This window comes from Micromonospora sp. NPDC005291 (assembly GCF_040607415.1).
Taxonomy (GTDB): Bacteria; Actinomycetota; Actinomycetes; order Mycobacteriales; family Micromonosporaceae; genus Micromonospora.
The window spans coordinates 26339-47625 of record NZ_JBEXGR010000002.1 but is presented as its reverse complement, the minus strand read 5'-3'; the positions used below and the strand labels follow the sequence as shown (position 1 = coordinate 47625).

Genomic DNA, 21287 nt, shown 5'->3' with positions numbered 1-21287 from the left:
GCTGGTTCGGTGCGCAAGGAGGTCGTACGTGCAGGCGGGGGAACGGATCGGTGACCGGTACGAGTTGACGTACCCGGTCGGTCGCGGCGGAATGGGTCAGGTCTGGGCCGGCTTCGACGAACGGCTCGACCGGCCGGTGGCAATCAAATTTCTTCGGCAGCTGGAGGTGCCCGAGGGTGATCGTCAGACGGCGGGCAAGCGCTTCAGGCGCGAGGCGAGAGCAACTGCGCGGCTCGACCATCCCGGCGTGCCGGCCGTACACGACCTTGGCGTACACGGTGCGGACCTCTACCTCGTCATGCAACTCGTGCCGGGGATCGTCCTCGCCGACCACATCGCCGAGCAGGAACAACTACGGGTCGGTGAGGCGGTCTCCATTGCCGCACAGGTCTGTTCCGTGCTCGTCGCCGCCCACGCCGCCTCCCTCGTACACCGTGACCTGAAGCCCCAGAACCTCATGATTACCCCGTCCGGGGTGGTGAAGGTGCTCGACTTCGGCGTTGCCGCGTTGCTCGGTCCAGCCGAAGCATCGCGACTCACCGCCACCGGCCGCACGCTCGGCACCCCCACGTACATCTCTCCCGAGCAGGCCCAGGGTGGCCCGGTAGGGCCAGCTACCGATTTGTACGCCCTGGGCTGCGTTCTGTTTGAAATGCTCGCCGGGAACCCTCCCTATGAGGCGGCGAATGCCCCGGCCATGCTGCGCCTGCACATCGATTCGCCGATACCCATCATCACCGAGTATCGATCGGATGTGCCCGACGACCTGGCGCATCTCCTCTACTGCCTCCTGGCCAAAGATCCAGCGGAGAGGCCAGCGTCGGCTGGCGAGGTTGGCCAGATCCTTACGCCGTTCCTCGACGGCGGCGATACCCCTGGGATAGCGGCCACCCGAACGGACAACAAGTCCTCCCGCGCTGCACCGTCCTCTGCGTCCGCCTTGATGCCGTTGCAGAGGCCCCGGCATGAGCTGGTGGAGTTGCGAGCCCAGGCAAGGGAACTCGCCGAGAATGAGCGTTTCGTGCAGGCGGCCGAGGTATTGGAGCGGGCGCTCCGCTCAGGGCCGGAAGACGACGAGATCATCGCGCTACGGGTGGAACTCGCGAACCTCTACATGCTCGCAGGTGACTTTCGGCAGGCGCGTCAGGCCTTCGCGACGTTGGCCCGAGACCTGGATGAGTCGGAGACCGAGCACGATCTCGCCGATGAGTGCCGACAGCAGGCGATGGTCTGCCAGCTTGAGTTGGGCGAATCCGAAGATGCGACAGAGCCGACCACCATTCGTTAGCTCTCACATTTCGCAGCGCCCCAGCATCCTGCGCAACGCCGCGTCGTTCCAGGTTCATCGGCATGCGCTGCCCGGTCAGCGGTGCATGCCGAGCTGCGTCGAGGCCGGCCGATTCAGCCGTGCTGCGTCTTGTTCCTCAGCGAGCCGAGAAACGCAGACCACCCGGGACCGCTGAACCGTAGGCGCGGACCCGAGGGATCCTTGGAGTCGCGAACGGCGACGACGCCAGGAAGGTTGGTGGCGACCTCAACGCAGTCGCCGCCGTTGTCGCCGCTACGGATGCTCTTGCGCCAGACGGCGCCGCTCAGGTCAGTCATGTCGCATCTCCCCAGCGATATTCTTGATCATGTCAGTCAAGTCTGCCTCGCCGAGGGACAGCGCATCCAGCCCTCTCCAGACGCGCTCGTAAGCGGCCAACTCGTCGGGCTTGTCGAGGTACAGCGCCCCGGTCAACGATTCGCTGTAGACCACTGATGGTTCCGGCGCGGCCCGGCCACCCTTGGTCGCCGGGAAATCGAGGATCACGAAAGACCCCGCAACCGCGCCGGGCTGTGGACCGACCGCCAGCGGTAGCACTCTGACGCTGACATTCGGCAGCTCAGCCACCTTGGTTGGGCGATCGAGCTGCGCGGTCATGACCGCCGGTCCGTCGACGCTACGTGTGAGCACCGCCTCAGACAGCACGGACTCAAGCCTGGGGGCACTCGGCAACCGACGAAAGAGCAACGCCTGCCGTTGAAGTCGGACCTGGACCGCCCGCTCGCGTTCCTCCTCGCTGAGGATCCCGCCAAGGCGGTAGAACGCGTGGGCGTGCTCCTTGGTCTGAAGGATCCCAGGGATGAGCGATTCGTCGTAGCGACGGAGGCGGGAAGCGGCGGCTTCCAGGCTCACGTACAGCTCGAACCACTTCGGCACCGCGTCGCCGTACGCGTGCCACCAGCCCTCGACTTCGTCTCCGCGGCCAACCCGCGCAACGCCTCGGTCATCTCCGGCGACACCCCGTACAACTCGCACATCGCCTTGACGTCGAGCACCCGGACCGAGCCCTGGCCGCATTCGAGGCACCAGATCTTCTGCCGGCTGTATTCGAGGGCCTCGGCGGCGGCGTCGAGCGTCACCCCGGCTTCGTTGCGGAACTGTCACAGCAGCCGGCCGAGTTGCCGGCGCGGCACGGTCGATCCGATGTCTTCGGGCATCGGCACATTCCCTGGTTCCGTCCCGCAACACTGCGTGACCTACTCTTGCAACTCCTACGGGTTTCAACAAAGAAAGTCAATGCACAAAGGCGAAAATGCGGTCTGGAACGTTGCGTCTCCACTACGGACTGTCAGGCTGATAACAGGACGGCGGCCGGCCGGTCCCCCCGAACGGCCGCCGTGCTTCCCCGAACACAGCAGCCCTGGCGTCGTACCGCTGAATGCTGCGGCGTCAGGGCGGGGTGGGTCTGCCCGCACGCAATGAGCGAACAGGCCCGCCCTACCCACGACCTGGAAGGCGGACGGACATGAACGCTCCTAACCAACGACCAACCTCAGTCGGCGGTGGCGCTACCTACCGCTCCGCCGCGTACACCAGCCTCCTGCCATGGCAGGTCCGCGAGCGCCGCTTCTCGCCGACCGGGCTCGGGCGTCGCGGTCTGAACGCCGCCGAGGTGTACGCCTTCCTCGACCGGGTCGCCGTCGACATGGCCGCCGTCTACGCCGCTCTCGCCGAGAGTCGCCGCGAGACCGCCCGGATCAAGGACGCGCTGCGCCGTTGGCAGACCAACCACGCCCCCGCCTGCAACGAGCGGGGTCAGGTGCGATGAGCGAGCGGTACGTCATCCACCTGCCCGTCGTCGCCGCTGACCTGCCCGCCGCGCAGCGCTTGGCCCGGGTCATCGGTCGCTGGATGGCGGTGCTGCCGATGGCTGATCCGGGGGAGATCACCGTCTCCGAAGAGGACCAGCAGTTCCTCCGTCACCGGGTCTTCTGCGACCTGCGGCTGCTTGGCGGCCGGCGCTGCCTCCTCCGCGACGGTCACGACGGCGACTGCACCCGCCGCCTACGCCGCTGACCAGACACCTCCAGACCGGTGGGCATGATCGACTTAGCGATCTGCGCCAGGAAGGCATACACCGATCAATTACCCGTCTCGGTGAATTATCTGGTCGGCCCGGAGCGTGGCCATGGCGACGGTACGGCCATCGGCATCGGTGAACTCGACCTCGTACGCGGTCGGCGGGCCACGGAAGATGTGAACGACGGTTCCCACTGCCCCGGCGGGCAGTTGTTCCCCCGGAATGGCTTCTCGGAGCTCAACTACGTCGTACAGCTCCAACATGTCATCCTTCCTTGGGCGGGAACGAGATGGTCACCATCCGAGGTGCAAATGTCCCGTTCTCCATTATCCAGGCTGTGCGGACGATGATCGTGCCACCAGGCCCGGTCAGGGGAAGGTCCACGGACCACCGCTGGCCGAACTCGTCCGCCTTGCCTGGCAAAGGCTTTCCGGCGAGTACGCCTTCGCGGATCTGCTGCAGGATCACGTCGGAGTCGTCCGGGCCGAGGCCAGTGGTGGAGTTGATGACGCGATACTTGTTTTTGCCGACAGGGTGGTCCGGGTTCATGGCGTAAGCAGTGATCTTACGTGGGTCGATGTCGGCCTTGGTGAAGTCCGGTCGGCCGGGATCACCCGGAATCTTTGTCGGCTCGGGACCGTCGGGCCTCTGCGGGGCGGGTGACTGCTTCTGGAGCCGGCCGAGTGCCTGCTTGAGCTTCTCGATGAGGTCCCCGAGCCGGCGGATCTCCGGGATCAGCCGTCGCAGGCTGGCCAGCAGTCCGCGCAGCAGCCGCGCGATCCGTGCCCCCCATGACGCGACCGTCGTCATCACCTGTTCCACGACCAGCGGTGCGGCCAGTCCGCCGGTGACGAGGAGTTCGCCCGCGTACACGATGAGGCGGGAGACGCAGGTGGCGATGGCGTCGCGGACAAGGAGCCGGACGGCGGCGACCAGACCGGCGGCGCCTTCGGTGATCGCGGCCATGGCGTCGGCGCCCTGGGCGAGGCCGGTGATGGCCTGTTGCTGTTCGGCGGCCCAGGTCCGGTAGGCGGGGCCGGCACTGCCGCCCCAGTTGGCGACGTCGGTGCGGACGGCGCGCGCCAGCGTGGCGGCTTCCTCGCGTAGTGACCCGGCCACATTGCGCCAGGTCTGTGCGTGTGCGGTGATCTGCGCCGGGTCGCCGGCGAGCCAGTCGAGGGCCTCGCTGAGTGGCTTGACGTGTTCGATGAGCCAGGCGATGCCGTACTGGAGCAGGGCGCTGACCGGGTCGGAGACGAGGGCGAGGGCGTCCAGGCCGGCGCTGACGACGCCGAGGCTGCCGTCGATCCAGCTGCCGTTGCGTACGCCCTGAGCGATGAGCTCGATGTCCTCGCAGATCCACACGCCCGCCCAGGCGCTGGGCGGAGTGTCCGCTGCGGTGGCGACGAGCGGGTTGGAGGTCACCGGCGCTGCCGCACCCCGTCGAGCAGCTGCTTGGCGTGGGCGTCGGAGGCTCGGTAGCGGTCTGCGCCGGTTCGCAGTTTCCCGGCGGTGTCGCGCACCGATCCGGCGGCCGTGCCGATGCCGTCGACCAGGGTCCGTTGCAGGTCGTCGAGGAGTGTCGGCATCATCGCGCAGAGCTGACCGTAGGCGTCGACGCCCAACCGGACGTGCTGGCCTGCCTGCTGGGCGGTGTCGAGGTTGCCGGCGCAGCGGTCGAGGCGCCCGGCGTGGGTGGTCAGGTCGGCCGGGTCGACCTGGATGCCGTCACCGGCGGGCATCGCTTGGCCCCTGGTCGCGGATCAGGCGGCTGCGGTACGAGTCGATGATGGCCTGGGCGCTCGCGTCGTCACCGAGGGACTCCGTGGTCACCTCGCTGAGCTGCGTCAGCAGGTTGGCGTGGGCAGCCCGGGTGGTCGCCAGGATCTGCCGGGCGGTGCTCGCGGCCGGATGGCGCCGGACGCGCTCGTCGAGCCACAGGTCGATCAGCAGGCCGGCTGAGTCGACGGTGACCTCGACCGTCCGGTCGGGGCTGCGGGCGGTGCCGGTCAGAGCCTGCACCCTCGCCGCCAGCGTCTTCGCCCGCTCCGCGCGTTCGGCGAGCGACGACTCCCACTCGTCGAGCCGGCGTCCCGCCGCGTCGAGCACAGCGTCGTCCGCCCACATGCCGACCCTCCCCAGGGGACCACTGCCGGCGGTGGCCGGCGAGATCACCGGTACGCTACCAACCGGTGGCGCTGTGTGCATGCCCTGATTGCTGCGCCGACCAGGAGGGATGGGGCACCCCCGGTCGCCGTGTGCGCGAATCCGAACCCGGTGGCGATCAGGTCGGGGAGGATTGTCCCCGTGACGAGCAGCAACCCACGCCGGGGATGGTCCGCCCGGACCGCCTGGGAGGGCCGGGTCAACGCTCCGCTGCGCTCGTTCCTGCGTACCGAGACCGGCGGCGCACGGGTGGTGCTGGTCGCTGCGGTGGTGGCGCTCCTGTGGGCCAACCTGCACCTGTCGTCGTACGAGTCGCTCTGGAGCACGCCCTTCTCCGTCCAGTTCGGCGACTGGCGCGTGTCACACGACCTGCGGTTCTGGATCAACAGCGGCCTCATGACGTTCTTCTTTCTGGTCGCCGGGCTGGAGTTGCGCCGCGAATTCGACATCGGTGAGCTGCGGGAACGACGGCGCCTGGCGTTGCCGATGCTGGCCGGGCTCGGCGGCATGCTCCTGCCGATCGGGATCTATCTCGCGATCAACGCCGGGCACCCCACCGCCGCGGGCTGGGGAGCGGTGATGGCCACGGACACCGCGCTCGCGCTCGGCGCGCTGGCCGTTTTCGGACCACGCTTCTCGGATCGGTTGCGGGGTTTCCTGCTGACGGTCTCCGTCATCGACGACCTGGTCGCGATCGCGGTGCTGGCGATCGCCTACCCGGAACATCCCTCGTCGACGGCGCTGTTCGTCGCGGCGGGAATCTTCGGCGTCGTCCTGCTCGTCCGGGCGTGGGGCGTGCGGTTCGGGCCGGTCTTTGCGCTGCTGGGGGTGGCGGCCTGGGTCGCGGTTTCGGAGTCCGGTGTCGACCCGGTCCTGGTGGGCCTGGTGATGGGGTTGCTGACCTACGCCTACGCCCCCGGCCGCAACGAACTGCAGCGGGCGAGCGACCAGTTCCGGCTCTTCCGGGAACAGCCCACCCCGCAGCTCGCCCGTATGGCCCAGGCCGGGCTCACCTCGGCGTTGTCGCCCAACGAGCGGTTGCAGACCCTCTACCATCCGTTGGCGAGCTACGTGGTGGTGCCGCTCTTCGCGCTGGCGAACGTCGGGATCGTGATCGACGGCGAGCTCCTGGCCAGGGCCGTGACCTCCCCGGTCACGCTTGGCGTCGTGGCGGCGTACGTTATCGGCAAGCCGGCCGGGATCGTTGCCACCTCGTGGCTGGTCGCGCGGCTGAGCGGCAACCGGTTCCGGCCGCCGGTCGGCTGGGTCGCCGTCGCCGGGGTGGGCACGGTCTCCGGCATCGGGTTCACCGTCGCCCTGCTCATCGCCACCCATGCCCTGAGCGGTTCGGCCCTGGATGAGGCGAAGCTCGGCATCCTCGTCGCGACGGTTGGTGCGTCCGTCATCACCTGGCTGGTGTTCCGCTCCGCTGCGCGGCTCCCGCCGGCGCGGCGTGCGCGGGCGCTGCTGGGCGTGGCCGAGGGGATCGTCGACCTGATGCTTCCGGTCGATCCGGAGCGCGACCACCTGCGCGGGCCGAGCGAGGCGCCGGTGACGGTCGTGGAGTACGGGGACTTCGAGTGTCCCTACTGCGGGCAGGCCGAGCCGGCGGTTCGGAAGCTGTTGGCCGACTTCGCGAACGTCCGGTACGTCTGGCGGCACCTGCCGCTCACCGATGTCCACCCGCAGGCCCAGCTCGCCGCCGAGGCTGCGGAGGCGGCGAGCGAGCAGGGCGCGTTCTGGGAGATGCACGACCTGCTTCTCACCCACCAGGACGCACTCAATCCCGCTGATGTGCTCGGTTACGCCGAACAGCTCGGCCTGGACCTGGACCGGTTCCGGGAGCACATGGTCGAGCGGATGGGCGTCGACCGGATCGCCGAGGACGTCGACTCCGCCGACCTCAGTGGCGTCACCGGCACCCCGACCTTCTTCATCAACGGCCGGCGCCACCACGGCGCGTACGACATCACCGCGCTCTCGGCAGCGGTGAAGGCGGCATTCGCGAGCGCGAAGCTTCGCCCCGAGTACCACCGTCGGGAACCCGGGCGCCGCGAGGGCGGACCGGCGAGCTGACCGCGAGGGCGCGTTCTCCGCAGCCGGCCACGTGGTCGCGGCGGGGCGGGGCCGCGCCACCTGATGTGGGCGTTTAAGGGCCGTTGCCGCACCCCCGCCAAGGTCAAGACCCATGCTGTACGCGGGGACAGGAGCCGCGACGGGAGGGTGCGGGCGGCGATGGCCCGCAGCAGGGTCCGAGCCCGAGGGGACTGATCATGTCCAACGCCAGCCACGCAGACGGCGCAATGGCACGGTCCAGTTCCACCTCCGGCGCGGTGCGGGTCGCGTTCGCGTTCTGGATCACGCTCGTGGGCACCACCGTGCCGACCCCGCTCTACCCGCTCTACGAGCTGGAGTTCGGCTTCTCGTCGTTGACCGTGACCGTGGTCTACGCGTTGTACGCGCTGGGCGTGGTCGTCGGGCTGCTGGTCTTCGGTCGGCTCTCCGACCAGATCGGCCGGCGTCCGGTCATCCTCGCCGCACTGCTCCTCTCCGTCGCCGCCGACGCCGTGTTCCTGGCCGCCGTGGACCTTGCGATGATCATCGTGGGTCGGATCCTCGCCGGTCTCTCCGCCGCACTGATCATCGGAGCGGCGACGGCGGCGCTGGCAGAGCTGATCAGCCCGCGGCATCCGAAACGCGCCGCCACCGTGTCGATCTTCGCGAACCTGGGTGGTCTCGCCACCGGCACCCTGCTGGCCGGGATCGTGTCGGACGTGGCGCCCGGCCCGCTCCGGCTGCCCTGGGCCATCGTGCTGATCCTGGCGGTGATCGCGATCATCGCGTTGCGCGGCGTACCGGAGACGGTCAGGGAACGCTCGCCGGTGACCCTGCGAATCCAGCGGTTGCGCGTGCCGGCGAACATTCGCGGCCCCTTCGTCCGCTCCGCGATCACCGGCGGTGCGGGCTTCGCCGCGCTCGGGGTGCTCACGTCGGTGAGCGGCCTGTTCCTCGGCATGGTCCTGCACGAGACGTCGCACACCCTGGCCGCGCTGGTGGTCTTCGTGGCCTTCACCGGTGCCGCGTTCGGTCAGCTGCTGACCCGCGTCCTGTCCTCGCGCGCCGCGCTGGCCAGCGCCTGCGTCGGCCTGATCGTGGGGGCCGGCCTGCTCGCCTTCAGCATGTGGATGGCCGTGCTGGCGACACTGGTCATCAGCGCGGCGATCATCGGGGTCGCGTCCGGGGTGGCGGTTGGCGACGGCATCGCGACGATCACGATGAAGACCGCGCCCAAGCAGCAGGCCGAGGTGGTGTCGACCTTCTTCGCCATCCTGTTCGCCATGCTCGGCGTGCCCGCGGTCGGGGTCGGCCTGCTGATCCAGACGATCGGTCTGCGTCCCGCTGGTGAGGTCTTCAGCGCCGTGGTGGCGGTGCTCGCTCTGGTCGTCCTGGTCAGCCTTTTCCGGGGCGGCCGGGCCCGGCCCGTCGGCTGATCGCGGGCTGGGTTTGTCCATGGTGCTCAGGCACGCGCGGGGTGCCCGAGAGTCATGCGTGGAGGTCTTGCGGCGGTCATCGTATACAACATACGCTCCCCGAATCGTCCACTCGAGGAGCTCTCCATGACGAACCTCTCCGTCAGCGAAACGAGCCTGCCCCGCCGCCGTGTGCTCCGGGCCGCGGTGGCGGCGGCCGCTGTCGTCTGCACGGTTGTTGCCTGCTCACCGGTCTCGAACAGCGGGAGCGGCGACCAGTCCGGCGACAACCCGTCGGCCGGCCAGGATTCCTTCGGTACGCCGGCGGACCCCGCCGCCGTCAAGCAGGGCGGCAAGCTGGTCATCGCCCTCTCCGCAGAACCCGACGCGCTGGATCCGACGCTGTCGAGAAGCCTCTACTCCCGCTATGTCTTCCAGGCGATGTGCCAGAAGCTCTACGACGTCAACGAGCAGGCGCAGGTCGTACCGCAGCTCGCGACCGCCCTGCCCACCACGAGCAGCGACGGCCGGACGGTGACGATTGCGCTGCGTCAGGGCGTGCGCTTCGCGGACGGGACGCCGTTCGACTCCGCCGCGGTGAAGGCCACCCTGCAGCGCCACCTCACCAACGCCCGGTCGGCGCGCAAGAGCGAACTCGGTCCCATCGACGGCGTCGACACCCCTGACGCGCAGACCGTCGTCCTCCGGTTGAAGCAGCCGTTCGCGCCCCTGCTCGGCGCCCTCGCCGACCGGGCCGGCATGGTCATGAGCGCCAAGGCGTTGCAGAGCCTGGGCGACGACTTCGCCTCGGCGCCGGTCTGCGTCGGCCCCTTCAAGTTCGCCAAACGAGTGCCGCAAAACTCGATCGAAGTCGTGAAGGACCCGAACTACTACGAGGCTGACAAGGTCCACCTCGACGCCATCTCGTGGCGCATCCTCAGCGACGCGAGCATCCGCGCCGCCAACCTGCGCTCCGGCGACGCCCAGGTCGCCGACAGCATCTCCACCCAGGACGTCGCCTCCCTGCGGCAGGAGTCCTCCGTCTCCGTCCTCCAGTCGCAGTCCCTCGGCTACCAGGGCCTCACCATCAACATCGGCAACGTCGACGGTGTCGGCACCGCACCCAAGCCCATCAACCGCCCCCTCGCGCAGAACGCCAAGGTGCGGCAGGCCTTCGAGCACGCCATCGACCGGAAGGCGCTCGTCGACGCCGTCTTCAACGGCATCCACGCCGCCGCGTGCTCACCCATCTCGCCCGCGAGCACGTTCTCGTCACCGGAAGCGCAGACCTGCCCGGCGCACGACCCCGCCAAGGCCAAGCAACTGCTCACCGAGGCGGGCGTGCAGACGCCGTACACGGTGACGATGCTCGCCTCGAACACACCCGACACGCTGCGCCTCGCGCAGGCGTTGCAGTCCATGGTCAAGGACGGCGGGTTCGACCTGAAGATCAACCCGGTGGAGTACTCGTCGCTCCTCGACGAGCAGGACCGTGGCAACTTCGAGCTGTTGCAGCTCGGCTGGAGCGGTCGGATCGACCCGGACGCCAACATCACGAACTTCGTCGGCACCGGCGCGAGCCAGAACGTCTCCGGCTACAGCAACCCCCAGCTCGACGCACTGCTGACCCAGGCCCGCCAGTCCGGCGACATCGAGGAGCGCAAGAAGCTGTACGGGCAGGCCGTCACCCTGCTGCAGCAGGACGACGCGCTGATCTACCTCTACCGGCAGCGGAACCTCACCGCCGTCAGCAAGCAGATCCAGGGCCTGCAGGTGTTCCCGGACGGCGTGATCCGCGCGGCCTTCGCCGGCTTCACCAAGTAGGTCGCCGTGGCCCGATATCTCCTCACCCGCGCCTGGCAGTCGGCGCTGACCCTGCTGTTGTCGACGATCGTGGTCTTCGTCGGTGTGCGGGCGCTCCCCGGTGACCCGGCCCTCGCGCTGGCCGGGGAGGACCGGTCGCCGGAGGCCCTGGAGGCCATCCGTCGGCACTACGGGCTGGACCAGCCGCTGCCAGTGCAGTTCGCGCAGTACCTGGAGCGCATGGCGCAGGGCGACTTCGGGGTGTCGATCCGCACCGGCACGCCGGTCTCGTCGATGCTCACGACCGCCCTGCCGGTCACCGTCGAGCTGTCCGTCCTGGCGATCCTCATCGCCACGGCGCTCGGCGTCGGCGCCGGGGTGCTCGCGGCCGTACGCCGCGGGCGCCCGGCGGAGTGGCTCGCCAACGGCCTGGCCCTGATCGGCCTGTCCGTGCCGCACTTCTGGCTCGGGCTGCTCGCGATCCTCTACCTGTCCGTGGCCACCGGGCTGTTCCCCGCCTCCGGGTTCGTGCCGTTCCTGGAAGATCCCGTGGACAACCTGCACCACATCGTCCTGCCGGCCGTGATCCTCGGGACCGGCCTCGCCGCCATCATCATGCGGCAGACCCGGTCGGCGATGCTGGACTCACTCTCCTCCGACTACGTACGGACGGCGAAGGCGAAGGGCCTCCGGCCGCGAGCCGTCATCACCCAGCACGCCCTGCGGAACAGCCTCATCGTGGTGGTGACCGTCGTGGGTCTTCAACTCGGCGGCCTGATCTCCGGCGCGGTCGTCACCGAGCAGATCTTCGGGCTGCCGGGCTTCGGCAAGATGACCATCGACGCGGTGTTCCAACGGGACTACCCGGTGATCCAGGCCGTCGTCCTGCTCACCGCGGCGGCCTACATCGTGATCAACCTTCTCGTGGATCTGCTCTACTCGGTGATCGACCCACGGATTCGGGTGACGGGAGATCCGGCATGACCGTCCTCACCGTACCGATGGCGGAGACCGGCGGCGCCAGCATCACCCGGCGTACGCGCGTGCTGCGGCGGTTGCGTCGCAACCCGCTCGCTGTCGTGAGCTTCGTCGTGCTCGCGCTCGCGGCTGTCATCGCGCTGCTCTCGCCGTGGATCGCGCCCTACTCCGTCGACCAGACCGACTTCGCCCGTACGTTCGCACCTCCCGGCACCCCCGGGCACGTGCTCGGCACCGACGACCTCGGTCGGGATGTCCTGTCCCGCATCATGCTCGGTGCGCGGGCGTCGCTGCAGGTGGGGCTCCTGGCGGTGGCCACCTCCCTGATCATCGGGGTGCCGCTCGGGCTCGCGGCCGGTTACTTCCGGGCCTGGGACGCGGTGATCTCGCGCTTCACCGACCTGCTGCTCGCATTTCCGTTCCTGATCATGGCGGTGGGGCTGGCGGCCATCCGGGGTGCCAGCCTCGGCAACGCCGCCGTGGCCATCGGCATCGCCCAGATCCCCGGGGTGATCCGGGTCGTCCGCTCGGACACGCTGCGCCTCAAGTCGCTGGACTTCGTCGCGGCAGCCGTCGTGGACGGGGCGAGTGACCTGTGGGTGCTGGCCCGGCACATCCTGCCGAACGCGACGTCGGTGATCCTGGTGCAGGCCACGGTCGCGATCCCGGCCGCGATCCTCGGCGAGGCGGTGCTGTCGTTCCTCGGCCTCGGCATCCAACCCCCGGCACCCAGCCTGGGCACGATGCTGGCCACCGCCCAGCAGTTCGCCGCCCGAGCACCATGGGCCGCGGTCCTCCCCGGTGTCGTGATCATGGGTCTCGCGCTGGCGTTCAACGTCTTCGGCGATGCCCTGCGCGACGCCCTCGACCCGAAGGGCGACCGCCGATGACCACGGTCGAACGGGCCACCGCGCCCGTCCTGGAGATACGCGATCTCTCGGTGTCGTTTCCGACCGAGACCGGCACCGTCTCGGCGGTCGACGGTGTCAGTCTGGATCTCGCACCCGGGGAGATCGTCGGGATGGTGGGCGAGTCGGGGTGCGGAAAGAGCGTCACCGCGATGAGCATCGCCGGCCTGCTGCCCGGCAGCGCCCGGATCACCGGCTCCGTACGCCTCAACGGCACCGAGCTGGTCGGCGCCCGCGAGTCGGCGCTGCGTCGCGTACGCGGCCAGGAGATCGCCTACATCTTCCAGGAGCCGATGACGTCCTTGAACCCGGTGCTCACCGTCGGGCGTCAGATCGGGGAGGTGCTCCAGGTCCACGAGCGGATGTCCCGACGGGCGGCGCGGGCTCGCGCCGTCGAGCTGCTGACGCTCGTCGGGATCCCGTCCGCAGCCCTTCGGGTCGACACCTACCCGCACCAGCTCTCCGGCGGGATGCGCCAGCGCGTGATGATCGCGATGGCGGTGGCGTGTGGCCCGAAGGTGCTGGTGGCCGACGAGCCCACCACGGCGCTGGACGTCACCGTCCAGGCCGGCATCCTCCAGGTGCTGCGGGACCTGCGGGACCGGCTCGGCACGAGCGTCCTCATCATCACCCATGATCTCGGCGTGATCGCCGACATCGCGGACCGCGTCGTCGTCATGTACGCGGGGCGGGTGGTCGAGCGGGCACCGGTCCTCGACCTGTTCGCGTACCCGCAGCACCGTTACACGGCCGGGCTCCTGTCGGCATCACCGCAGCCGGGCCGGCACGCCGGCACGGATCGGTTGACGGAGATCCCCGGGCTGGTGCCCGTCCTGTCGATCCAACCCGACGCGTGCACCTTCGCGGACCGCTGCCCGGCCGCCGACGCGCAGTGCCGCGACGCCGCACCGCCCCTGAAGGGGGTCGGTGGCACGGACCACCTCGCGGCCTGCTGGCACCCCTGCTCCATGGCACCCCAGGAGGCGAACCGATGACGCCGCAGCCGAACGCCCTGGAGATCGAGGACCTGGTCATGCACTTCGGCCCGGTCCGCGCCGTGGACGGGGTGTCCCTCACCATCCCGAGAGGCCGGGTCACGGCCCTGGTGGGAGAGAGCGGTTCCGGCAAGTCGACCGTGGGCCGATGCGTGGTGCGGCTCGTCGAGCCGACCGCCGGGACGGTCCGGATCGCCGGGACGGACGTCACCCATCTGTCCCGACGGCGGCTGCGCCCACACCGTGGCGCGGTGTCGATCGTGTTCCAGGACCCGGCCGCGTCACTGGACCCACGCATGCTGGTGGGCGAGATCGTGGCCGAGCCGCTGCGGCTGGCCGGCACACGGATCTCCCGGCGCGACCGGGACGTCCGCGTCGCTCCGCAACTGGAGCGGGTGGGCCTGCGCGCCGAGGTGGCGCGTCGCTACCCCCACGAGCTGTCCGGTGGGCAACGCCAACGGGTCAGCATCGCCCGGGCACTGATCTCCGAACCCATGCTGCTCATCGCGGACGAACCCACCAGCGCACTCGACGTGTCCGTCCAGGCGTCGGTGCTCAACCTCCTCGCCGACCTGCAACGCGACATCGGGTTCGCCTGCCTCTTCATCACCCATGACCTGTCCGCCGTCGAGTATCTGGCCGACGACATCGCCGTCATGTACCTGGGCCAACTCGTCGAGAAGGGCACCCGCGAGCGGATCTTCGCCCGGCCCGCCCACCCGTACACGCAGGCACTGCTGTCCGCCGCGCCGGTGGCCGATCCGGTGCGCCAACGGCAGCGTCAGCCGGTGCTGCTCGGCGACGACCTGCCGTCGGCGTTTGATCCGCCGTCCGGCTGCCGGTTCCGTACCCGGTGCCCGCTCGCGTTCGACAGATGCGCGACGGAGGTGCCGGCGCAGACGGCGATCGGCGACGGCATGGCCGCGTGCCACCTGGTCCAGCCCGACGGCACCGGTCCCGACGTTCGCACCGCAGATCCGAGTGAGGTTTCGTCATGACGTTCACCACCCGACCGACGCTGCAGGGCACCTTCGGCATGGTGTCCTCGACGCACTGGCTCGCCAGCCAGGCGGCGATGGGCATCCTCGAACGCGGGGGCAACGCCTTCGATGCCGCGGTCACCGCTGGGTTCGTCCTGCACGTGGTCGAACCGCACCTGAACGGGCCGGGTGGCGAGGTGCCGGCCATCGTGGCCACCGCACAGGACCCGAGGCCGAAGGTGCTGTGCGGGCAGGGGCCCGCCCCGGCCGGTGCCACCATCGCCCATTTCCGGTCGCTCGGGATGGACCTCATCCCGGGAGCCGGACCGCTCGCGGCCGCCGTGCCCGGCGCCGTGGACGCCTGGCTCCTGCTGCTGCGCGAGCACGGCACGCTCACCCTCGCCGAGGTGCTGGAGCCGGCGATCGGCTATGCCGGTGCCGGCCACCCACTGATCGGCCGGGTCGGTGACACCGTGGCAGCCGTGCGGTCGTTGTTCGAGGAACACTGGCCCACCTCCGCCCAGCTCTGGCTGCGCGGCGGCCGTCCGCCGGCCGCAGGCGAGATGTTCGCCAACCCGGCGTACGCGGGCACCCTGCGCAGGCTGGTCGAGGCGGGGCAGGCGGCCGGCGCCGACCGGGAGGCGCAGATCGAGGCCGCGCGCCGAGCCTGGAGTACGGGTTTCGTCGCCGAGGCGATCGATCGGTTCAGCAGGCAGCCGTTCCAGGACTCCAGTGGTCGACCCAATGCCGGGCTCGTCACCGGCGACGACCTGGCCGCGTACTCGGCGACCTGGGAGGCGCCCGCCACCCTCGACTGGCACGGCTACTCGGTGGCCAAGACCGGTTTCTGGGGCCAGGGGCCGGTGCTGCTGGAGGCGCTGTCCGTCCTCGACGCGCTCGACGACCCCGGCGCGTACGACCCGGGGACGGCGACCGGCATCCACGCTCAGGTCGAGGCGCTCAAGCTCGCCTTCGCCGACCGGGAGGCCTGGTACGGCGACGACGCCGATGTGCCCGCCAAGGCGCTGCTCTCCCGGGAGTACGCGCGGGAGCGCGCCGCCCTGATCGGCGATCGCGCGTCGGCGGAGTTGCGGCCGGGGCGTCCCGACGGGGCACAGCCGCGCCTGCCGGCCCACGTCCGGCCCGGTGCCGGGCGGCGTGCCGACCCTACGGATCCCACGACGGGGGAGCCGACGGTGCAGGCCGACGGGGTGACCCGTGGCGACACCTGTCACGTGGACGTCGTCGACCGCTGGGGCAACATGATCTCGGCGACCCCGAGTGGTGGCTGGTTGCAGAGTTCTCCCACCATTCCGGAACTCGGCTTTCCGCTGGGCAGCAGGCTGCAGATGTTCTGGCTGGAGGAGGGTCTCGCCTCGTCGTTGGCTCCGGGTCGTCGACCGCGTACGACGTTGAGCCCGACGATGGTGCACCGCGACGGGGAGCCGGTGCTGGCGTGCGGCACCCCCGGCGGCGACCAGCAGGACCAGTGGCAGCTGCCGTTCCTGCTGCGGCATCTCGTCGGCGGCCAGTCCCTGCAGGAGGCCATCGACGCGCCCGCGTGGCACACGGTCAGCCTGCCGGGGTCGTTCTACCCACGCGACATGGAGCCCGGCGTCCTGGTCGTGGAGGACCGGCTCGACGAGGGCGTGCTGGCGGCACTGCGGGCGTACGGGCACGAGGTGCGGGTCACCGACGGATGGAGCCTCGGGCGGCTCTGCGCCGTGACCCGCGACCCGGGCACGGGCGTGCTCTCCGCCGGTGCGAACCCCCGAGGGATGCAGGGCTACGCGTGCGGCCGTTAGCGGGCGCCGTATCCGCCCTCGGCGTTCTCGTACGCGGCGGCGGATGCCGCGTCGAGGTGGGCGAGCGCGGCCTGCTCGGCGCGGTCACCGTCACCTGACTCAATGGCGTCGACGAGCTGGATGTGCTCGGCCCACGAGTGTGGTGCGCGTTGCGCCGCCCCGAGCCGGAAGACCCACTGGACATGGAGGTAGAGCGACTTGGCGATCGACGACAGCCAGGGGTTTCCGCTGATCTGGAGAATGCGCAGGTGCAGTGTGCTGTTCAGTTCGGCGACCCGGGCCAGGTCCTGCCGCTGCGTCGCCTCGCGGCCCTGGTCGAGCAGGGCACGCAGGGCCGCCACGTCCGTTGCGGTCGCCCGCTCGGCGGCCAGCCGGGCGGCCAGCGTCTCCAGCCGCTCGCGGACGGCGAACATGTCGGTGATGGTGCCGCTGCTCGGTGAGGCGACGACCGCGCCCCGGCGGGGGAGGACCACGACGAAGCCTTCCGCCTCGGCGACGCGCAGAGCCTCCCGGACGGGGTTGCGGGAGACGCCGAAGTCCTCTGCCAGCCGGTCCTCGGTCAGCCGTTCTCCGGGAAGGTAGTCGCCGTCGATGATGGCGGTCCGTAGTGCGGCGAGGACCTGATCGCGTAGCGGCAGGTGTTGCGCGCCGAGCTTGTCCCGCAGGTCTTCCGCCACCTGGTCGCCTCTCCGTGAACGTGTATCCGGACAAAGTGTATACGAAGAACAATCTCTGGAGGGTAGCCGACAGTGTCGAGCACAGTGCCCCACGTCATCCACCCCCGCGTCGCGGCTCAGGAGGACCAGCACCTCCTACGGCGACGGCAGGCGCTCGTCGTCGTGCTCACCTTCCTGACCGGGAGCGCCGACGCCATCGGGTTCCTCTCCCTCGGCGGCGCCTTCGCCAGCGTCATGACCGGCAACATGGTCCTGCTCGGACTCTCGGCGGGCAGAGGTGACGCCGAGCTGGCCCTCACGTCGGGCTGCGCCATCATCAGCTTCATCGTCGGCGTCCTCGCGGGTGCCCGCGTCGTCGGCTCGGCACAGCCGGACGATCCGGTCTGGCCACGGCGGGTCACCTGGGCGCTGGTCCTGGAGCTGGCGGTGTTCGTCGTGTTCCTCGTCGTCTGGGAGGTCACACTCGGCGCCCCCGACGCGCACGTCCACCTCGCGCTGCTGATGCTGTCCGCGGTGGCGCTGGGCGTGCAGAGCAGTGCGATCCAACGATTCGGCGTGTCCGGCCTGTCCTCCACGTACCTGACCGGCACGCTCACGAGCCTGATCGCCGGCGTCGCCGGACGCAGCCCGTGGAGCACGCTGCGCCCCAAGGCTCAGGTGTTGCTGGCCCTCATGGTCGGCGCCGCGGTCGGCGCCCTGGTCGCCCTGCACCTACCGGTCGTCGCCCCGGCGCTGCTGATCGTGCCGCTGGTGCTCGTCATCGTCGTGTCCGCGCGGATGAGGGCCTGACCTTCAGACACCGCGAGCGAACAGGGCCAGGCGTACCCGGTTGGGGCTGTCGGTCTTGGTCATCAGGCTGGTGATGTGGGTCTTGACCGTGGTGACACCGATGTGGAGCCGGTCGCCGATCTCGGTGTTGGAGAGGCCCTCGGCGACGAGGTTCAGCACGTCCCGTTCCCGGGCGGTCAGGCCCTGCGCCGGCCGTGGCGTCTCGGGGCGGGCGTGCACCGCGCGCTGCACGAGGCGTCGCAGCACCTCCGGGCTGAACGGGCTGTCACCGACGGCGGCCCGGCGAATGCCGTCCAGCAGCTCGGTCGGGGGCGCGTCCTTGAGCAGGAACCCGCAGGCCCCGGCGGTCAGGGCGGGATAGAGGTGGTCGTCGTCGCCGAACGTCGTCAGCACCAGGATGCGGGTGGCGGGACGTTCGGCGAGGATCCGGCTGGTCGCGGTGATCCCGTCGACCCCGGGCATCCGCAGATCCATGACGACGACGTCGGGGAGGAGCCGCGCGGCGAGCGGGATCGCCTCGCGGCCGTTGTCGGCCTCCCCGACGACCTCGATGTCGGGCTGGGCTTCACAGAGCATGCGCAGCCCCGCCCGGATGAGGTGCTGGTCGTCGACCAGCAGCACCCGGATCACGCCGGCTCCGGCGTGGGTGACCCGGCCGGGGCCTCGCGCTCGCGGGGCACCGACACGACCGGCGTCCCGACGGAAACCACGGTCGGGAGCACGGTTCGTACCCGCCACCCGGTGCCGGTCGGGCCCGCCTCCAGCCGGCCGCCGAGGACCTCGACGCGTTCGCGCATTCCGATGATGCCGTGACCGCCACCGGCCGGCGTGCCCGCCGGCACCCCGGCGCGGCCGTTGTCGGCGACCTCCCAGTGCACGGCCCCGTCGCGGACGGCGACCACGAGGTGCGCCAGCGCGGACGTTCCCGCGTGTTTGGCCACGTTGGTGAGTGCCTCCTGGGTCAGGCGCAGCACCGCCAGACCGCGCACCGCGTCGAGCGAGCCGATCGCCGGGTCGAGGTCGGCCTCCACGGTGATACCGGCCTGACGGGCCCGGTCGACCGCCGCACCGATCGCCGCCGGCAACGCGGACGGCTCGATCGCGGTCAGGGCCGCGTCGCCGCGTACCCCATCGGGGTCGCGCAGCACCGCGACCAGCCGGCGCAGCTCCGCCAGGGCCGAGGTGCCCGTGCCGTGCACGTCGTCGAACACCTCGCCCACCCGGGGTTCCAGGTCGGTGAGCACGTGCCGGGCCACGCCGACCCGCAGCACCATCGACGCCACGTGGTGCGCGATGACGTCGTGCAGCTCGCGGGCGATGGCGCTGCGTTCGTCGGCGCGCGCCGCCCGGCTCTCCGACTCACGTCGGCGCTGCTCCGCCGCCGCCCGCTCCACGGCCTGCAGACCGAGCTCCCGGTTGGTGCGGATGACCAGCCCGAGCAGCACGGGAACGCCGACCTCCAGGGCCAGCCCGACGACGCCGGAGGCGACCCGGCCGGCCGGGTCGCCGATCGAGTCGGTCAGATCGACCACGACCAGCAGCGCGGCGGCCAGCCAGATGGTGTGGCCGCGACGTGCCCGCATGGTGACCTCGAGCAGCGCCCAGCTCGCGCCGACCTGGTTGATCATGATGTCGTCGACCAGGCAGATCGCGACCGCCAGCAGTGCCGCCTGCGCCACCAGGTTGACCACCGGCCGGCGGTGCAACACCAGGGCGACCGCGAACGCGACCACCGCGAGAATCCACTGTGTCACCGTCGGCTCGCGACCGGCCTGGGTGCCGAAGACCAGGTAGCCCACCCCGCTGAGGTCGAGCAGAAGCGTCCGCACGAGCGTGTCCCGCGCGTCGAACAACCGTCCCGGCCACCCCACCGGGTCAGCCTAGGTGCTGCGGCTCGGCGGCACGAGCGCCCCGCCACCGGGGCCGCACGGCCAGGTAGGCGGCCAGGCCGAGTGGTCCGAGCAGGATGGTCAGCACCAGCACCGGAGCCATGACCAGCGCCGGCACCCCCCGTTCCCGGCTGTCCAGCCACGCCCACCGGCCGACGAACAGATCGAACGCGATCATGTGCGCCCAGCCCGCCGCCGCGCCGTCGGAGGTGCCGAGCAGGTCGCGCACCCCCTCCAGAGTCGGTGACGTCACGGCCGGCAGCACGTCGCCGAACGCCGGGATCACCAGCAGCCCGTAGATCACCACGACCGGCAGCACGATCAGCGGCGAAGAGATGATCCGAGCGGTCCACGACCAGCGCGGCAGCAGGATCATCAGCGCCCAGAACGGCGCGGCCACCGCGAACGTCAGGGTGAACAGCGTCGCGGTCATGCGGCCAGCGCCAGTTCCGGCCGGGTCCGGCGAGCCAGCACCGCCGCGGTGGCGGTCGCGGTCGCGACCACCAGGGCCGCGACCGCGGCCAGCGTGAGGGCGTCCGGGCGTAGCAGCGGCTGCCCACGCAGGGCCTGCCAGGTCAACAGCAGCGTGAGGACGCCGTACGCGCCACCCGCGACGACCACGAGCCGGGCGCGGGTGTGCTCGTCCAGTCGGGTGCCGATGAACCGGGTCAGCAGGATCGCCAGGATCGGCAGGGCCTGTAGGGCGTGCAGGCCCACGAAGTGCCCGATCCGCAGGTCCCCACCGGTGGTGCTCCAGCCAACCAGCGGCAACCCGGGCCCGCCGTCGAGGACGCCGACACTGTGCGCCCCGCTGATTCCCTCGATCCCCGGCTCCTGCATGGGCAGCACCATCGGCACCGCCGCCAGCATGCCCAGCAGGGACAGGCCGATGCCCCATCCGACAGCGCTGGCGGCGACCCGGTCGGGAATCCGCCGGATCAACACCACGATCCCGATGACGAGGTGCGCGACGAACAGCACCATGATCGCCGCGCCCATCGCCGAGAACAGAGCGGCGTTGAGAGGCGTCGTGCCGTTGTAGTGGCTGGTCGTGCCCCGGATGACCTGCCAGACGATCACCACCAGCTCGATCACCGACACGGCGACGATGACCGTGGCCGCCCACTCGGCGACCCGGCTCCGTCGTGGCAGCAGCGAGAGCATCCAGGCGAGGGTAAGGCCATACAGCACGAAGGACACCGCGAACTTGAACGGCTTGAGCCAGATCGGCGATCCGGTGAGGACCCGCGAGTCGACGACGATGCCGACCGCGCAGACGACGGCGAGCGCCGCCATCGCGGCGACGAGGAGCATGAGTGGGCGGTGCCAGTGTGCCGCCCGGCGCAGATCGATTGCCATGTCTGTAGATGCTCGCGACCGTGTCCGCCGGTCGCCTCCGACCGCGAGCCCTGGTCGCGACCGGCAGTCGGAGCGCGTCTCCTCCCTGGGTAGGAGACGAAATCCGTCGGAACGCGTCGCC

The 21287-nt window shown here is 70.4% G+C and carries 24 protein-coding genes; 12 read left to right on the top strand and 12 right to left on the bottom strand.

The window, feature by feature from the left end; all coding sequences use genetic code 11:
* Positions 1 to 28: 28 nt before the first annotated feature.
* Positions 29 to 1288, top strand: coding sequence for a protein kinase (locus ABZT18_RS02560; protein WP_355250256.1), 1260 nt, complete (start codon positions 29 to 31; stop codon positions 1286 to 1288).
* A gap of 113 nt (positions 1289 to 1401) precedes the next feature.
* On the opposite strand, the gene ABZT18_RS02555 is transcribed toward ABZT18_RS02560, so the two are convergent.
* Genes ABZT18_RS02555 through ABZT18_RS02545 form a run of 3 tightly spaced genes read right to left on the bottom strand, consistent with a single transcriptional unit; the run spans position 1402 to position 2406 of the window.
* The gene (locus ABZT18_RS02555; protein ID WP_354992012.1) at positions 1402 to 1605 is read right to left on the bottom strand and encodes a DUF397 domain-containing protein; all 204 of its coding nucleotides are present in this window, start codon (positions 1603 to 1605) and stop codon (positions 1402 to 1404) included.
* The gene (locus tag ABZT18_RS02550) at positions 1598 to 2203 is read right to left on the bottom strand and encodes a DUF5753 domain-containing protein (RefSeq protein ID WP_355250253.1); all 606 of its coding nucleotides are present in this window, start codon (positions 2201 to 2203) and stop codon (positions 1598 to 1600) included. Before ABZT18_RS02550 ends, ABZT18_RS02555 begins: the two co-directional genes overlap by 8 nt.
* Positions 2176 to 2406: a helix-turn-helix domain-containing protein gene (locus ABZT18_RS02545; protein WP_355250250.1), complete on the bottom strand. Its 231-nt coding sequence runs from the start codon at positions 2404 to 2406 to the stop codon at positions 2176 to 2178. Before ABZT18_RS02545 ends, ABZT18_RS02550 begins: the two co-directional genes overlap by 28 nt.
* A gap of 386 nt (positions 2407 to 2792) precedes the next feature.
* On the opposite strand from ABZT18_RS02545, the gene ABZT18_RS02540 reads away from it, so the two are divergent.
* Together ABZT18_RS02540 and ABZT18_RS02535 are read left to right on the top strand one after the other, a co-directional pair.
* Entirely contained in the window at positions 2793 to 3095 is a 303-nt protein-coding gene (locus ABZT18_RS02540) for a DivIVA domain-containing protein (RefSeq protein ID WP_355250247.1), read from the top strand.
* Complete coding sequence (locus tag ABZT18_RS02535; RefSeq protein WP_355250244.1) at positions 3092 to 3343, top strand: hypothetical protein; 252 nt, start codon at positions 3092 to 3094, stop codon at positions 3341 to 3343. The genes ABZT18_RS02540 and ABZT18_RS02535 overlap by 4 nt, the downstream gene beginning before the upstream one ends.
* 69 nt (positions 3344 to 3412) lie before the next feature.
* Here ABZT18_RS02535 and ABZT18_RS02530 read toward each other — a convergent pair whose 3' ends face one another.
* From ABZT18_RS02530 to ABZT18_RS02515, 4 genes are read right to left on the bottom strand one after another with little or no spacing between them, the layout of a single operon-like run.
* Positions 3413 to 3607 (bottom strand): DUF4926 domain-containing protein, encoded by a 195-nt coding sequence (locus ABZT18_RS02530; protein ID WP_355250241.1) that lies wholly within the window; start codon positions 3605 to 3607, stop codon positions 3413 to 3415.
* A 4-nt stretch (positions 3608 to 3611) separates the two neighbouring features.
* Positions 3612 to 4772 carry a WXG100 family type VII secretion target gene (locus ABZT18_RS02525; protein WP_355250238.1) on the bottom strand — a complete coding sequence of 387 codons (1161 nt, stop codon included), beginning with the start codon at positions 4770 to 4772 and terminating at the stop codon, positions 3612 to 3614.
* The gene (locus ABZT18_RS02520) at positions 4769 to 5089 is read right to left on the bottom strand and encodes a type VII secretion target (protein WP_355250235.1); all 321 of its coding nucleotides are present in this window, start codon (positions 5087 to 5089) and stop codon (positions 4769 to 4771) included. Before ABZT18_RS02520 ends, ABZT18_RS02525 begins: the two co-directional genes overlap by 4 nt.
* Positions 5076 to 5474, bottom strand: a complete 399-nt coding sequence (locus ABZT18_RS02515; protein WP_355250232.1) for a YbaB/EbfC family DNA-binding protein — start codon at positions 5472 to 5474, stop codon at positions 5076 to 5078. The genes ABZT18_RS02520 and ABZT18_RS02515 overlap by 14 nt, the downstream gene beginning before the upstream one ends.
* Before the next feature lie 180 nt (positions 5475 to 5654).
* On the opposite strand from ABZT18_RS02515, the gene nhaA reads away from it, so the two are divergent.
* The 8 genes from nhaA (at position 5655) to ABZT18_RS02475 (ending at position 16452) form a co-directional block, all read left to right on the top strand.
* The gene (nhaA, locus tag ABZT18_RS02510) at positions 5655 to 7589 is read left to right on the top strand and encodes a Na+/H+ antiporter NhaA (protein WP_355250229.1); all 1935 of its coding nucleotides are present in this window, start codon (positions 5655 to 5657) and stop codon (positions 7587 to 7589) included.
* A 227-nt stretch (positions 7590 to 7816) separates the two neighbouring features.
* Complete coding sequence (locus ABZT18_RS02505) at positions 7817 to 9004, top strand: MFS transporter (protein ID WP_355250226.1); 1188 nt, start codon at positions 7817 to 7819, stop codon at positions 9002 to 9004.
* 126 nt (positions 9005 to 9130) lie between these two features.
* On the top strand, positions 9131 to 10807 hold the full coding sequence (locus tag ABZT18_RS02500) for an ABC transporter substrate-binding protein (protein ID WP_355250223.1): 1677 nt from the start codon (positions 9131 to 9133) through the stop codon (positions 10805 to 10807).
* A 6-nt stretch (positions 10808 to 10813) separates the two neighbouring features.
* Positions 10814 to 11770 (top strand): ABC transporter permease, encoded by a 957-nt coding sequence (locus ABZT18_RS02495; RefSeq protein ID WP_354992001.1) that lies wholly within the window; start codon positions 10814 to 10816, stop codon positions 11768 to 11770.
* Positions 11767 to 12654 carry an ABC transporter permease gene (locus ABZT18_RS02490; RefSeq protein WP_355250220.1) on the top strand — a complete coding sequence of 296 codons (888 nt, stop codon included), beginning with the start codon at positions 11767 to 11769 and terminating at the stop codon, positions 12652 to 12654. Before ABZT18_RS02495 ends, ABZT18_RS02490 begins: the two co-directional genes overlap by 4 nt.
* Complete coding sequence (locus ABZT18_RS02485; RefSeq protein WP_354991999.1) at positions 12651 to 13667, top strand: ABC transporter ATP-binding protein; 1017 nt, start codon at positions 12651 to 12653, stop codon at positions 13665 to 13667. Before ABZT18_RS02490 ends, ABZT18_RS02485 begins: the two co-directional genes overlap by 4 nt.
* Positions 13664 to 14665: an oligopeptide/dipeptide ABC transporter ATP-binding protein gene (locus ABZT18_RS02480; RefSeq protein ID WP_355250217.1), complete on the top strand. Its 1002-nt coding sequence runs from the start codon at positions 13664 to 13666 to the stop codon at positions 14663 to 14665. The genes ABZT18_RS02485 and ABZT18_RS02480 overlap by 4 nt, the downstream gene beginning before the upstream one ends.
* A complete protein-coding gene (locus ABZT18_RS02475) occupies positions 14662 to 16452 on the top strand; it encodes a gamma-glutamyltransferase family protein (protein ID WP_354991997.1) in 1791 nt (596 codons plus the stop codon). Before ABZT18_RS02480 ends, ABZT18_RS02475 begins: the two co-directional genes overlap by 4 nt.
* Here ABZT18_RS02475 and ABZT18_RS02470 read toward each other — a convergent pair.
* Positions 16449 to 17129: a GntR family transcriptional regulator gene (locus ABZT18_RS02470; protein ID WP_354991996.1), complete on the bottom strand. Its 681-nt coding sequence runs from the start codon at positions 17127 to 17129 to the stop codon at positions 16449 to 16451. The genes ABZT18_RS02475 and ABZT18_RS02470 overlap by 4 nt on opposite strands.
* 72 nt (positions 17130 to 17201) lie before the next feature.
* Between ABZT18_RS02470 and ABZT18_RS02465 the strand changes: the two genes are divergently transcribed.
* Positions 17202 to 17918: a YoaK family protein gene (locus tag ABZT18_RS02465; protein ID WP_354991995.1), complete on the top strand. Its 717-nt coding sequence runs from the start codon at positions 17202 to 17204 to the stop codon at positions 17916 to 17918.
* 3 nt (positions 17919 to 17921) lie between these two features.
* Here ABZT18_RS02465 and ABZT18_RS02460 read toward each other — a convergent pair whose 3' ends face one another.
* The 4 genes from ABZT18_RS02460 to ABZT18_RS02445 are packed head-to-tail and all read right to left on the bottom strand — an operon-like array spanning position 17922 to position 21166.
* Entirely contained in the window at positions 17922 to 18548 is a 627-nt protein-coding gene (locus ABZT18_RS02460; RefSeq protein WP_354991994.1) for a response regulator transcription factor, read from the bottom strand.
* Complete coding sequence (locus ABZT18_RS02455) at positions 18545 to 19789, bottom strand: histidine kinase (RefSeq protein ID WP_354991993.1); 1245 nt, start codon at positions 19787 to 19789, stop codon at positions 18545 to 18547. Before ABZT18_RS02455 ends, ABZT18_RS02460 begins: the two co-directional genes overlap by 4 nt.
* Before the next feature lie 4 nt (positions 19790 to 19793).
* Positions 19794 to 20240, bottom strand: a complete 447-nt coding sequence (locus tag ABZT18_RS02450; RefSeq protein ID WP_354991992.1) for an ABA4-like family protein — start codon at positions 20238 to 20240, stop codon at positions 19794 to 19796.
* Positions 20237 to 21166 (bottom strand): hypothetical protein, encoded by a 930-nt coding sequence (locus tag ABZT18_RS02445; RefSeq protein ID WP_354991991.1) that lies wholly within the window; start codon positions 21164 to 21166, stop codon positions 20237 to 20239. Before ABZT18_RS02445 ends, ABZT18_RS02450 begins: the two co-directional genes overlap by 4 nt.
* Between the last annotated feature and the right edge of the window lie 121 nt (positions 21167 to 21287).